The 13,312-nt window shown below is 70.7% G+C and carries 8 protein-coding genes; 3 read left to right on the plus strand and 5 right to left on the minus strand.

Annotated elements, in window-relative coordinates:
* Positions 1 to 1,500, minus strand: coding sequence for a CehA/McbA family metallohydrolase (locus ACZ63I_RS03665; RefSeq protein WP_469335545.1), 1,500 nt, complete (start codon positions 1,498 to 1,500; stop codon positions 1 to 3).
* Positions 1,501 to 1,848: 348 nt separating this feature from the next.
* On the opposite strand from ACZ63I_RS03665, the gene ACZ63I_RS03670 reads away from it, so the two are divergent.
* Positions 1,849 to 4,455, plus strand: a complete 2,607-nt coding sequence (locus ACZ63I_RS03670) for a bifunctional FO biosynthesis protein CofGH (RefSeq protein WP_469334938.1) — start codon at positions 1,849 to 1,851, stop codon at positions 4,453 to 4,455.
* A 260-nt stretch (positions 4,456 to 4,715) separates the two neighbouring features.
* Entirely contained in the window at positions 4,716 to 5,831 is a 1,116-nt protein-coding gene (locus ACZ63I_RS03675; RefSeq protein WP_469334940.1) for an ADP-ribosylglycohydrolase family protein, read from the plus strand.
* A gap of 57 nt (positions 5,832 to 5,888) precedes the next feature.
* Here the strand turns inward: ACZ63I_RS03675 and ACZ63I_RS03680 are convergent, their stop codons facing one another.
* The 4 genes from ACZ63I_RS03680 to ACZ63I_RS03695 all read right to left on the minus strand — a co-directional run bounded on the left by ACZ63I_RS03680 (position 5,889) and on the right by ACZ63I_RS03695 (position 10,218).
* Entirely contained in the window at positions 5,889 to 7,520 is a 1,632-nt protein-coding gene (locus ACZ63I_RS03680) for a sodium:solute symporter family protein (protein WP_469334942.1), read from the minus strand.
* Positions 7,521 to 7,911: 391 nt separating this feature from the next.
* A complete protein-coding gene (locus ACZ63I_RS03685; protein WP_041988593.1) occupies positions 7,912 to 8,112 on the minus strand; it encodes a DUF397 domain-containing protein in 201 nt (66 codons plus the stop codon).
* 214 nt (positions 8,113 to 8,326) lie between these two features.
* Positions 8,327 to 9,184 (minus strand): helix-turn-helix domain-containing protein, encoded by an 858-nt coding sequence (locus ACZ63I_RS03690; RefSeq protein ID WP_469334944.1) that lies wholly within the window; start codon positions 9,182 to 9,184, stop codon positions 8,327 to 8,329.
* A gap of 293 nt (positions 9,185 to 9,477) precedes the next feature.
* Positions 9,478 to 10,218 (minus strand): GOLPH3/VPS74 family protein, encoded by a 741-nt coding sequence (locus ACZ63I_RS03695; RefSeq protein WP_041988598.1) that lies wholly within the window; start codon positions 10,216 to 10,218, stop codon positions 9,478 to 9,480.
* A 170-nt stretch (positions 10,219 to 10,388) separates the two neighbouring features.
* Here ACZ63I_RS03695 and ACZ63I_RS03700 point away from each other — a divergent pair, with 170 nt between their 5' ends.
* A complete protein-coding gene (locus ACZ63I_RS03700) occupies positions 10,389 to 13,184 on the plus strand; it encodes a hypothetical protein (protein ID WP_469334946.1) in 2,796 nt (931 codons plus the stop codon).
* Positions 13,185 to 13,312: the final 128 nt, after the last annotated feature.

The raw sequence follows: 13,312 nt of genomic DNA on the forward strand, positions 1-13,312 counted from the left end.
TCACTCGCCCAGGAACACCGGGTTCGTGAACGCCGCCAGCGGGCCCGGCAGCCCCGGGACCGTCGGCGCGTGGCGGACCTCGGCGCGTACGTAACTCGCGTACGCGGCCGTCGTCGTCCACTCGACCGTGCCCGCGCCCGACTCCGGCAGCGGCGCCGTGTAGAGCGTGCCCTGGTCCGTCACGAACTGGGCCGTGCAGCCGGGCGCGCCGGTCACGTCCAGCCGTACCGTCACGCTGTCCTTCTCCTCGACCCGCAGCCGGTCGCCGATCCCCGCGTGCTTGCCGCGACCGCCCGACGCGCCGAAGGTGAGCGACACCTTCGACGATTCGGCGACGTAGCTGTGCCCGGCGCGGATGCCCGCCAGGATCGCCTTGCGCGACAGGTCGTCGGCGAGGACGACGGTCTGCGGGGTGCCGATGGCGTCGGGGTCCCGGTGCGCGTCGCTGTTGCCCATCGCGGGTGTCCAGGCGCGGCCCGAACGGGCCGACGTCACAAGGCTGTTGTCCCAGTCGGCCAGGGAGACCTCGTCGTCCACGGTGTAGGGGCCGTTCCAGACCTCGACGGCGTCCGCGTCGCCGAAGCCGAACTTCCAGTTGCAGCCGATGCAGGTGGAGTGCGGGTGCGCGGGTACGACGAGGCCGCCGGCGCGGCGTACCTCGCGCGCGTAGTGGCCGAAGCGGTTGTCGCGCGCCCGGTAGCGCCAGTCGACGAAGGTGCCCGGGTCGGTGGAGATGGCCAGGACGTGGCCGTTGCGGGTGGTGATCTCCTCGCCGACGAGGATCAGCAGGTCGTCGTCCCACAGCCCGTCCCACGCGCCGTGCGCCGAGTAGGTGTTGTGGTCGCTGCTGTGGATGAAGTCGAGCCCGGCGGCGCGGGCCAGCGTCGCGACCTCGGCGGGGGTGCGCTTGCCGTCGGAGTGCAGGGTGTGCAGATGGCAGTCGCCCCGGTACCAGGCCCTGCCGCGGCCCTTGGCGCGCTCCGGCGGGTAGACCGGCTTCGGGGTGGCGGCCGTGGGGCCGTAGGTGAGGGTGATGGTGATCGAGTACGCGAGGCCCTGCGGCGCCACCGTGTAGGGGCCGAGGGCGATGTGCCAGGTCCCGGCGCGCACCGGCCCCGCGATGTAGCCGGGCGTCGCCTCGTCGGCGCGCAGGAAGAACTCCGTGCGCGCGCCGCCCGACCAGCCGCGGAAGCCGCGCCCGCCGAGGTCGGTGCCGCGCTCGTCGAAGATGCCGATGTCGAGGGCGTTGCCCTGGGTGCCGGCCGGGACGGCGGGCCGCTCGTAGCTGTACGCGACGCGGATCTCGCTGATCCCGCGCGGCACCTCGACGGGCAGATGGACGAAGTCGGGGGAGCCGGGCGGCAGGGTGCCGGTGACGGTCCTGGTCGTGGTCCGACCGGCACCGGCACCGCCGGCGGCACCGGCACCGGCACCTGCTGAGGGTGCGGCGTTCGCGAAGCTCACAGTGGACAACGTAAGCGCGGCGGCGGCTCCCGTCATCACGAGACCTCTCCTGCCGATGGATCCGGTTGACTGTCCTTTGTCGGCCGTCTTGTCCGCTGTCGTGTCTGCTGTGTCGTTCTCGGTCATGCCGGCGACTCCCGGGAGGTCTGGATGCGGTCGGTTGCCACTGTTGTGCCGGGCGGTGAACCCCACCGCAAGGCAAGGAGGTCGGCCGGTTTCCGGCAGGCACACGGCAGACGCACGGCAGACGGACGTCAGACGGACGGCGGGCGGCCGTGCGGGAGAGCCCCCGATACGGGCCCCGACGGTGAGCTGCGTCTCTGACCAGGCTCGTCACCGATCGGAAAGCGGCGCCGTACGTATCCTCGAAGGATGACTACGCGCGTGCCTGAGGATTCCGGGACCGACCAGCCCGCCGGACCCGCCGGACCACCGACCGCCAACTCCATGCGGCGCGCCCTCAAACGGGCCCGGGACGGTGTCGCGCTGGACGTCGCGGAGGCGGCCGTGCTGCTCCAGGCCCGCGGCGACGACCTCGCCGATCTCACCGCCTCCGCCGCCAAGGTCCGGGACGCCGGGCTCGCCGCCGTCGGGCGGCCCGGCGTGATCACGTACTCCCGCAAGGTGTTCATCCCGCTGACGCGGCTGTGCCGCGACAAGTGCCACTACTGCACCTTCGTCACCGTCCCGGGCAAGCTCCGCCGCGCCGGGCACGGCATGTTCCTGTCGCCCGACGAGGTCCTGGACATCGCCCGGCAGGGCGCGGCGATGGGCTGCAAGGAGGCCCTGTTCACGCTCGGCGACCGGCCGGAGGACCGGTGGCCCGAGGCGCGTGAGTGGCTGGAGGCCGAGGGGTACGACGACACGCTCGCGTACGTACGGGCGATGGCGATCCGGGTCCTGGAGGAGACGGGGCTGCTGCCGCACCTCAACCCGGGGGTGATGTCGTGGACCGACCTCCAGCGGCTCAAGCCCGTCGCGCCCTCCATGGGGATGATGCTGGAGACCACGGCGACCCGGCTCTGGTCCGAGCCCGGCGGCCCGCACCACGGTTCGCCGGACAAGGAGCCCGCCGTGCGGCTGCGGGTCATCGAGGACGCGGGCCGCTCCAACGTCCCGTTCACGACCGGGATCCTGATCGGCATCGGGGAGTCGTACGAGGAGCGCGCCGACTCGCTGTTCGAGCTGCGCAGGACGGCGCGCGCCTATCACGGCATCCAGGAAGTCATCGTCCAGAACTTCCGCGCGAAGCCCGACACGGCCATGCGCGGCATGCCGGACGCCGAGTTGGAGGAGCTGGCGGCGGCGGTCGCCGTCGCGCGGCACATCCTCGGCCCCTCGGCCCGTATCCAGGCGCCGCCGAATCTGGTCGACGCCGAGTACGCGCTGCTCATCGGCGCGGGGATCGACGACTGGGGCGGGGTCTCGCCGCTGACCCCGGACCATGTCAACCCGGAGCGGCCCTGGCCGCACATCGACGAACTGGCCGCGCGTACCGCCGAGTCCGGCTTCGAGCTGCGCGAACGGCTCACCATCTACCCGGAGTTCATCCAGCGCGGCGAGCCGTGGCTGGACCCCCGGCTGATGCCGCACGTACGGGCGCTCGCCGACGAGGAGACCGGTCTCGCACGCGAGGGCGTCAACCCGGTGGGGCTGCCCTGGCAGGAGCCCGACGAGGGGTTCACCGCCACCGGCCGTACCGATCTGCACGTCACGATCGACACCGAGGGCCGCACGTCGGACCGCCGCGACGACTTCCAGGACGTGTACGGGGACTGGGACGCGCTGCGCGAGGCAGCCGCGCCAGGGATGGTGCCCTCGCGGATCGACGGGGACGTCAAGCAGGCGCTGGCGCAGGCCGCCGACGACCCGACGAAGCTCACCGACGACGAGGCGCTGGCGCTGCTGCACGCGGACGGGCCCGCGCTGGACGCGCTGACCAGGATCGCGGACGAGCTGCGCCGCGACGTGGTGGGCGACGACGTGACGTACATCGTCACGCGCAACATCAACTTCACCAACGTCTGCTACACCGGCTGCCGGTTCTGCGCGTTCGCGCAGCGCCGTACGGACGCCGACGCGTACACGCTCTCGCTCGACCAGGTCGCTGACCGGGCGGCGCAGGCGTGGGAGGTGGGCGCCGTCGAGGTGTGCATGCAGGGCGGTATCCACCCGGACCTGCCGGGCACCGCGTACTTCGACATCGCGCGCGCGGTGAAGAAGCGCGTGCCCGGGATGCATGTGCACGCGTTCTCCCCGATGGAGGTCGTCAACGGCGCCTCGCGCACGGGCCTTTCGATCCGCGAGTGGCTGACTGCCGCCAAGGAGGCGGGACTCGACTCGATCCCCGGTACGGCGGCGGAGATCCTGGACGACGAGGTGCGCTGGGTCCTCACCAAGGGCAAGCTGCCGACGGCGACCTGGATCGAGGTGATCAAGACCGCCCACGAGCTGGGCATCCGGTCCAGCTCCACGATGATGTACGGCCATGTCGACCAGCCGCGCCACTGGCTGGGCCATCTGCGGACGCTGGCCGGCATCCAGCAGGAGACGGGCGGCTTCACGGAGTTCGTGACGCTGCCCTTCATCCACACCAACGCGCCCGTCTATCTGGCGGGCATCGCGCGGCCGGGTCCCACGGACCGCGACAACCGCGCGGTGATGGCGATGGCGCGGCTGCTGCTGCACCCGCACATCACCAACATCCAGACGAGCTGGGTGAAACTGGGCACGGAGGGCGCGGCCGAGATGCTGCGCTCGGGCGCCAACGACCTGGGCGGCACGCTGATGGAGGAGACCATCTCCCGGATGGCCGGGTCGAGTTACGGCTCGTACCGCTCGGTCAAGGACCTTGTCGCCATCGCGGAGGCGGCGGGCCGGCCGGCGAAGCCCCGGACGACGCTGTACGGGGAGGTGCCGGACGAGCGGGTACGGGCGGCTGCCGCGTCGGACGGGCATCTGCCCGAACTGCTGCCGCTGGTGAGCGACTGACCGAGGGAACGCTCCGTGGCCGCCGGTCCAAGGCCGCCTGCTCTGTGGCCGCCGCTCCGTGGCCGCCGCTCCAAGGCCGCCGCTCCGTGGCCGCCGCTCCAAGGCCGCCGCTCCGTGGCCGCCGATCCGGATGCCGATCCGGGTCGGCGGCCAAGAGGGAGGACGGCTGATCCGCGCCCTCAACCCGGAGTTCCTGTTCGATTACAGTGCTGCGCAGCCGTCATCAGGCTCCGGGGGCACTCGTGGGACAGGAGGGGCGCATGAGCATTCCGTCCGGAGCCGTCTGGGGGCGTGCAGAGCAGCAGGATTTCCGCAGCCGGGTGCGGGGCTGTCTGCTCGGCGGAGCCATCGGTGACGCACTGGGCGCGGGGGTCGCCGCACTCAGCCTCGACGAGATCAGAGCGGTGCACGGAGCGGACGCGGTCGTCGACTTCGTCCCCGTGTACGGGCGCAGGGGCGCCGTCACGGCCGCCACGCAACTCACCCTGTTCACCGTGGACGGACTGATCCGCGCCCAGGTGCGCAGGGACACCGGCGCCTGGCACCCGCCGACCGATGTGCACCGCGCGCATCTGCGCTGGGCGGCGACCCAGCACGACTGGGGACCCGACGTACGCCGCAAGGACAACGGCTGGCTCGCCCAGGAGGAGTGGCTGTACGCGCGCCGCGACCCGACCCGCTCCTGTCTCTCCGGGCTCGGCGACGAGTACATGGGCACCCTGGAGCGGCCCAAGAACCCCGCGGCGCGCGACGCGGGCGCGCTGGTGCGCTCGGCGCCGTTCGGGCTGCTCGTCGGCTGGGAGCCGCAACTGGTCTGCCAACTCGCCCTGGAGTGCGCGGCGCAGACCCACGGCCACCCGACCGCGTACCTCTCGGCCGGTGCCTTCGCCGTGATCGTGCACGGCCTGGCCCGTGGCGAGAGCGTCGACGCGGCCGTACAGCGCACCCTCGGTCTGCTCGCGGCCCGCCCCGGGCACGAACCGGTGACGCAGGCGCTCCAGCAGGCGCTCGGCGCGGTACGCCAGGGGATCCCGGGCCCGGGGCGGATCGCGGCGCTCGGCGACGGGCACGCGCCCGAGCACGCGCTCGCCGTCGCCGTCTACTGCGCGCTCGTCGGCGAGGACATCCGGCACGGGCTGCGGCTCGCGGTGAACCACGACGGCCCTTCGAGCGCCACCGGCACCCTGTGCGGCGCGCTGCTCGGCACCATGCACGGCGAGACGGCGCTGCCGCCCGCCTGGCTGGCGGAGTTGGAGGGGCGCGGGACGCTGCTCGAAATCGCCGACGACTTCGCGATGGAGATGACGCAGGGCCCCGCCCTGCACAGCCCCGGGGTCGCGGCCTCGGGCTGGCTGGCCCGCTACCCGCGCGGCTGAGCGGTACGTACGTCTCTCTCGTACGTACCGCCCAGCCAGGCGGGTGACAGATGGCGCTCAGCTCTCCGTACCGGTGCTTTCCGCGCCGCCCGAGGGCTCCCGCCCGACGCTCTTCGCTTCGGCAGTCGTCGCGTCGGCCGGTCCGGCGGGTGCCGGGACGGTGGCGCCCGCAGCCGCGAGGCCCGAACCGTCGCCGTCCCCTTCGCCGTTGATCCGGGCCAGCAGCACGTCGCGCTCCGGGGTGTCCTCCGGGTGCAGTTGGCCGAGCACGATGTAGAGGACGAGCGAGAGCGCGCACGGCACCGACACCTGGTACTCCAGCGGCACCCCGCCGTCGACGTTCCAGTTGATCGGGTAGTTGACGAGCCAGAAGGCCACGAGCCCGGACGCCCAACTGATGAGCGCCGCCAGCGGTCCCGACTTACGGAACGGCTTGAGCAGACCCAGGATGAACGGTATGGCGATCGGGCCCATCAGACCCGCGACCCACTTGATGACGACGGTGATGATGTCCTTGAACGTCGGCGAGTTGACCTGGGTGGCGACCGCCATCGACAGCGCGAGGAACGAGATCGTGGACAGCCGGGCCGCGATCAGCGCCGCGCGCTGGGTCCAACTGCGGGCCGCCTTCGAGAGGGTGGGCGCGATGTCGCGGGTGAAGACGGCCGAGATCGCGTTGGCGTCGGAGGAGCACATCGCCATCGTGTGGGAGAAGAAGCCGACGACGACCAGCCCCAACAGCCCGTGCGGCAGCAGCTTTTCGGTCATCAGCGCGTACGAGTCGGAGGCGTCCGGCTTCTGTGCGTGGACGATCAGCGGGGCGCACCACATCGGGAAGAACAGCACGGCGGGCCAGACCAGCCACAGGATCGCCGAGAGCCGGGCCGAACGGCCGGCCGCCGCCGCGCTGGTGGTGGCCATGTAGCGCTGGGCCTGGTTCCACATGCCGCCGTTGTACTCGAAGGTCTTGATGAAGAGGAACGCGACGAGGAACGTCACCGTGTAGGGGCCGGCCGTCGGATCGCCGTGCCCTTCGGGCAGCTTGTCCCAGACGGTCCACAGCGAGCTGAAGCCGCCCAGCTCGCCCATGACGGCGACCAGCATCGCGATCCCGGCGAACAACTGGATGACGAACTGGCCGAGTTCGGTGAGCGCGTCGGCCCACAGACCGCCGACCGTGCAGTAGATCGCCGTGATGGCGCCGGTGACGAGGATGCCCTGGGTGAGGGTGAGCCCGGTGAAGACGGAGAGCAGGGTGGCGATGGCGGCCCACTTGGACCCCACGTCCACGATCTTCAGCAGCAGCCCCGACCAGGCCAGCGCCTGCTGGGTCTTGAGGTCGTAGCGGTCCTTCAGATATTCGAGCGGTGAGGCGACATGGAGCCGTGAGCGCAGCCGGTTGAGCCGGGGCGCGAAGAGCTTGATGCCGATGGCGACGCCCACGGCGATCGGGAACGACCACGTGGCGAACGAGGTGAAGCCGTAGGTGTAGGCGATGCCGGCGTAACCGGTGAACATCACCGCGCTGTAGCCGGACATGTGGTGCGAGATGCCCGAGAGCCACCAGGGCATCTTGCCGCCCGCGGTGAAGAAGTCGCCGACCGTGTCGACGCGCTTGTGCGACCAGATACCGATCGCGACCATCACAGCGAAGTATGCGATGAGCACGACCCAGTCGAGGCTGTTCATATGCCCCCTCCAGGGGTCCGCCTTGTGAACGTCCGGTGCTCTTCGTCAGGTACGTCCGGCGTGCGGGGTCCCGTGCGGGAAGGGGGACTTGGGGGATTGAACCGTCTGCCGCAGCAGCGGGTCAAGGGTCTCTGCGGTCACGAGTGTGAACTCAGGTCAGAAAGCAGAACGATTTTACTTGTTCTTGGTAAGTGAGGCGGTTGTCGTGCACGCGACGATCGCTCCACCATGAACGAGCACTTCGTCAGCTTCCAGAGGTATCGAGGTATCCAGGTACGCGAACGACCGCACGGGATGCGGGTCCTGTGCGGTCGAGAGGAAGGTGAGACGTGACAAGGCCCCCTCGGCCAAGACGGCGATCGGTCGAGAGGGCCCGGTCAGCGAAGCCGGACTAAATCACGCCCGAGTTCACATCACGCACGAACGCGTTCCATGACGTCGGGACGAAAGAGATCGAGGGGCCCTCGGGAGCCTTGGAGTCCCGGACCGCGATGGCCTGGACCTCGGGGGACTTGACCTCTACGCACGCGCCATTTCCGCCGGAGTACGAAGACTTCGTCCACGTGTCCGTAGCGCCCTGAATGATTGCCATGTTCACTCCGGTTCAGCAGCGGTATCACATTGCGCCAACTTCTTGCTGGCTTGATCGACGCTACTCGCCTCACTCGTTGTGCGGGGCAGGCGTTCACTCGTTCGAGTGACATATGCCAGGGGAGTCTTATGTGGTGGGGGAGTTGGGGTGTACGGTGCCCAACTTTGCTGGTGTGCGGGCCGGCGGGCGGCCGGCGGGCGGTCGGTGGGGGCGGTCAGCGGGCGTAGTCCTTGGCGATGTCGGCGATGAACGCGCGTGTTTGATCAACGTTCAGGGCCTGGGCGCGCAAATGCTCGTACATCACGCTGTACCGGTGCACGTCGTTCGCCTTTTCCAGATAGAGGTCGCTGGTCACGCCCTCGATGTAGACGACGCTCGAATCCGAGGTGTCCGGGAATTCCAGAATCGCGTAATGCCCGCTGATTCCGGGGTGCGCGCCCATGTCGAAAGGCAGCACCTGCACCGTGACATGCGGCAGTTGTGACTGCTCGATCAGATACTCCAACTGCTCGCGCATCAGTTGCTTGTTGCCGACCACGCGGCGCAGCGCCGCCTCGTCGACCACGGCCCAGAGTCTGAGCGGCTCGTCGGGCGTGTTGACCCGGTCCTGCCGCCGCAGCCGCACCCCGACGCGCTTCTCGACGTCGGCGACGGCCGTCTCGGGCAGCGCGCCGTTGATCAGCGCCTCCGCGTACGGGCGGGTCTGCAGCAGCCCCGGCACGACCTGGGGCTCGAAGACGCGCAGCGAGGCCGCGTCGGTCTCCAGGCCGATGTAGACGCTGTACGGGATGTCGCCGAAGGCGTGCCACCAGCCTTGCTGGCGTGAGTCCTTGGCCATCTGCATCAGCGAGTCCACGATGCGGTGGTCCTCGACCTCGTACACCCCGCACAGGTCGCGCACGTCGCGCTGGCTGATGGAGCGGCGGCCGTTCTCCAGCCGGCTGATCTTCGACTGGGAGACGAGCAGGCGCTCGGCGACCTCCTCGGCCGTCATGCCCTTGAGCTCGCGGAGCCGGCGCAACTCCTGGCCCAATCGGCGTCGCCTGACGGTGGGATTGACACTGGACGCCACGGGAACGGCACCTCCGGCTGCTGATCGCTGTACGTATCTACTGCTCAGCAGACTGCCACCTCAGGTCCCGGCGCCGCTGGGAAATGGCCACAGAGGCGCGGGCCGCGACAGCGGTCACGATCCGGAAACGGCGCGCGGGGCAGCCCTCAAGAGGACTGCCCCGCGCGTCTTTTGCGGCTCCCGAACCGGGTCATTGGGGACTGCGGTACCGGTGTTGGTGGCGCGATGGTGCGGTGGCGCGATGGTGCGGTGTTGCCTGTGCTGCGGTGTTGCTTGTGCTGCGAGGCGATCGGTCAGTGCGCCGCTACGCGAGCCATGGACCCGCCGCGCTGCGGCTGCATCGGCACGCCCCCTGGTCGGCCGCCCGGAGCGACTGGCGCGCTCTGGGTGGGATTACGGCGTGGCTGAGCCGCCACACCGTTCTGGACGTCCATCACGGCATGCGCCACGAGTCCGCCCATGGGGTCGTGTCTGATCAGATCCCGGAGCCGGGAGCGCGACGAGCGGCCCTCGTTGCCGGGATACAGGTGCTTGCCGAGTCCGACCGCGTGGGCCAGCGCCGCAAGCGCCGCGGTCCGCGGGTCCGGCGGTACGCCGGTGCGGATCGCACTGTCCAGCCGGGCCTTGATCTCCCGGCTGATCGCCGTCTCCGTCGCCTGGTAGCGAGTCGTCGGCAGCACTCCGCACATCTGGCCCGCGACGGCATGAACCATGCCGCACCGCTCCAGATGCGAGAGGTACGTCTGGCGCAGCCCCAGTCGGGGCCCGCCAATCCAGTGGACCGCCCGAACCGGGCTGCCGCGTCTGCGCAGCAGTTCCAGTGCGGAGTCCAGAGTCGGATCTCCGGTCGGCCGCGGCATCACCACGGCGATACGATCCCCGTCAGGGGCTATCCGTCCTGCCAGAGCCAGCTCCACTAGCTGAGCTCCGGCCAGGCCGAGGTCGAGCGACTGCGGCTGCGCTGTGGTACCCGTGGCCGGGTCCAGAGCGAGCAACAGGAGCTCCTCCGGAATACTTCTGCGGCTCTTGCCCATCCATGCCTCCCCGCGTGGATGAATGACAGGGTGACCCCTCTCACATTGGTCTGTCGAGGGTGCCTGGGTGCTTTGTACGGGAACCGTTATGTATGTCGTTCTCGTCTAGCACCAGGGCTGCGGTCTCGAACAGGAAACTGAGAGATGGTTCGGACAGCGTGGTACGGCGCATGCGACATGAAGGAGACACGGTGGCGGGCGAGTCCCCCGGCAAGTCGGAGCAGCGGAAGTCGTCGGGGGAGACGACGGCGAGCGAACGGGATCCGCGGCTCGCGGTCTTCCGTGCCGCGGAAGCTGACGATACCCCGAGTGACGGAACGGACACGGACGCGGTGATCCCGCCGCCGGCCGAGGAGGACGCGCGGCTGCGGGAGGCGGTGTCGGCCCGGGTGTCGCCGCCGCCGTCGTCGGCCGGCGATGCGGCTGCCGGCCGCGCCGGTGCCGCCGACTGGGCGGCCTCCGACAAGGCGGCCGCCGACGACGCGGATCCCGGTACGCCCGCCTCGGACGAGGCGGGGTCTGGCGCCGCGAAGCGCGGCGACGAGGCCGGTGAGCCGGCTTCCGACGCGGCGCGCGACGACGAAGCCCCTGCCGGGGCTCCGTCCGGTGGTGCCGCCTCGGGTGGGGCAGTTCCCGCAGGGACTTCCCCGGGCGGGGCAGGCAACGGCGAGGCGGCGTCCGCCGAGGCCGCTACCGGCGGCAAGGCTTCTGCTGGAACTCCCTCCGGGGAGACGGGCAACGCAGAGACGGCCTCCGCAGAGGCCCGCGAGGACGGAGCCCCTGCCGGGGCTTCTCCTGCGGAGTCAGAAATCGGCGATGCGGCTTCCGACGCGGCGGGGTCTGGCGACCCGACCCGCAGCGGCGAGGCTTCTGCCGGAACCCCCTCCGGGGGGACGAGCAACCCGGACGCGGCCTCCACAGAGGCCGCCACCGGCGCGGTGCGCGACGACGAAGCCCCTGGCGGGGCTCCGTCCCGCAGTGCCTCCCCGGGTAGGGCAGTTCCCGCCGGGGCCCCTGCCGGAACCCCCTCCGGGGGGACGAGCGACGCGGACGCGGCCTCCGCAGAGGCCGCCACCGGCGCGGCCCGCGAGGACGAAGCCCCTGCGGGGATCCCGTCCGGGGAGACGGGCCGCGGTGGTGCGGACTCCGCTGAGGCCGCCACCGGCGGCAAGGTCTCCGCCGGGTCGGCCGCCGGCGCGGCACGCGACGACGAAGCGTCTGCCGGGGCTTCCTCCGGGGACGCCGGTCGCGGCGGTGCGGACTCCGCCGACGGCGATGCCACGCCCGACGCGCCGCGGGAGTCTCCCGACACCCTCGTCGTCGGGAACAAGGCCGCTACAGGGGCCCTGGCGGCTTCTGAGGGGGTGTCCGAGGGGGAAGTGGGCTCTCGGGGCTCCGACGCCGACGAAGGCCGTCAGGCGGGCGAGGGGGGCGTTGATCGGTCCACCGCCGTTTTCAAGGCGCTCAAGCAGCCGTCCGACGAGCCGCGCGTCGATCAGCCGACCGCGGTCTTCAAGGCGCTCAAGCAGCCCGAGGCCGAGCCGGCCGTCGATCAGCCCACCACCGCGCTCAAGCTGCCCGCGCGCGGCGACAGCACGTTCGTACCGCTCAAGCGGGACGACCAGCCGGCCGCCGCGGCGAAGCCGCCCGTGCCCGCCGCCGAGCAGACCCGGCAGCAGCCGCTGCCGCCCAAGCCGCCGCTCGATCTGCTCGCCGAGCTGACCAACACGCCGCCCCCGCCGCAGACCCCCGTCCGCACCGCGTTCCGGCGGGTCAAGATCTGGACGCCGCTGGTCGTGCTGCTGCTGATCGTCTTTGCGGTCGTACAGGCCGTACGCCCGCTGCCCGCGCCCACGCTCGAACTGACCGCCCAGCCGACGTTCTCCTTCGGCGGCAAGAAGCCCACGCTGCCCTGGCCGGGCGAGGGGCAGGGCTACATGGTGGCGAACGGGCTCGGCACGATGGACTCGTTCGGTGAGCAGAAAGCCGTGCCCATCGGCAGTGTCGCCAAGGCCATGACCGCTTACCTGGTCCTCAAGGACCACCCGCTGAAGCCCAAGCAGGACGGTCCCTCCGTCCCCGTCGACGCCAAGGCGGAGTCCGACGGGCAGCTCTTCACCGAGGACGAGTCCACGCTCGACACCGTCAAGGCCGGCGACAAGCTGAGCCTGCGCGACTCGCTTTCGGCCCTGATGATTCCGTCCGCGAACAACATCGCCCGGCTGCTGGCCCGCTGGGACGCGGGTTCCGAGAAGGCGTTCGTCACGAAGATGAACGAGACCGCCAAGGAACTCGGCATGACCGACACGACGTACACGGACCCGTCGGGGCTCATCGCCACGACCGTCAGCACGTCGGAGGACCAGGTGAAGCTGGGGCAGAAGCTCGTCGAGATCCCGGCGCTGATGGACATCACCAAGCTGCCGTCCTGGACCGACCCGTCCGGCAAGACCTGGCGCAACTACAACACCCTCGTGCCGTACAACGGCGCGCTCGGCATCAAGACCGGTACGACCACGAAGGCGGGCGGCTGCCTGCTGTTCGCCGCGCACAAGATGGTCGGCGGTACGGACCAGCTCATCGTCGGCGCGGTGCTCGGCCAGCACAAGGCGCCGATCATCGACACCGTCAACACGGTCAGCAAGACGGCGATGATCGGCGCCCAGGACGAGTTGGAGAGCAAGAAGATCGTCCGCAAGGGCCAGGTCGTCGGGAACGTGGACGACGGCATGGGCGGTTCCGTGCCCGTCGTCGCCACGAAGGACGTCGACGCCGTCGGCTGGTCGGGGCTGACCGTCAAGCTGGACCTCGCGGCGAGCGGCACCCTGCCGCACGCGGCGGCGGCCGGCACCCACGTCGGCACGCTGTCCGTCGGCGAGGGCGCCAGCCAGGTGAAGGTCGCCGTCGCACTCAAGAGCGACCTCGTGGAGCCCGGCTTCGGCTCCAAGCTCACCCGGTTGGGCTGACCGGGAGCGGTTACGGATCGGCCGGGCGAGACCCTGCGGACGGGCCGCCGCGCGAGATATTCGGGCGGCGGCCCGCCGGGGCCACGTGCTAGCGTCCCGAGACGGACAGTTTGCGCAAGCAGGGCAAC

Source organism: Streptomyces sp. NPDC087906, from assembly GCF_055584925.1.

What these genes read in the sequence shown, in the direction of transcription:
- ACZ63I_RS03665 (WP_469335545.1), bottom strand. Translation starts at nt 1,500, where the DNA reads ATGACGGGAGCCGCCGCCGCGCTTACGTTGTCCACTGTGAGCTTCGCG.
- ACZ63I_RS03675 (WP_469334940.1), top strand. Translation starts at nt 4,716, where the DNA reads ATGAGCATTCCGTCCGGAGCCGTCTGGGGGCGTGCAGAGCAGCAGGAT.
- ACZ63I_RS03700 (WP_469334946.1), top strand. Translation starts at nt 10,389, where the DNA reads ATGCGACATGAAGGAGACACGGTGGCGGGCGAGTCCCCCGGCAAGTCG.
- ACZ63I_RS03695 (WP_041988598.1), bottom strand. Translation starts at nt 10,218, where the DNA reads ATGGGCAAGAGCCGCAGAAGTATTCCGGAGGAGCTCCTGTTGCTCGCT.
- ACZ63I_RS03685 (WP_041988593.1), bottom strand. Translation starts at nt 8,112, where the DNA reads ATGGCAATCATTCAGGGCGCTACGGACACGTGGACGAAGTCTTCGTAC.
- ACZ63I_RS03680 (WP_469334942.1), bottom strand. Translation starts at nt 7,520, where the DNA reads ATGAACAGCCTCGACTGGGTCGTGCTCATCGCATACTTCGCTGTGATG.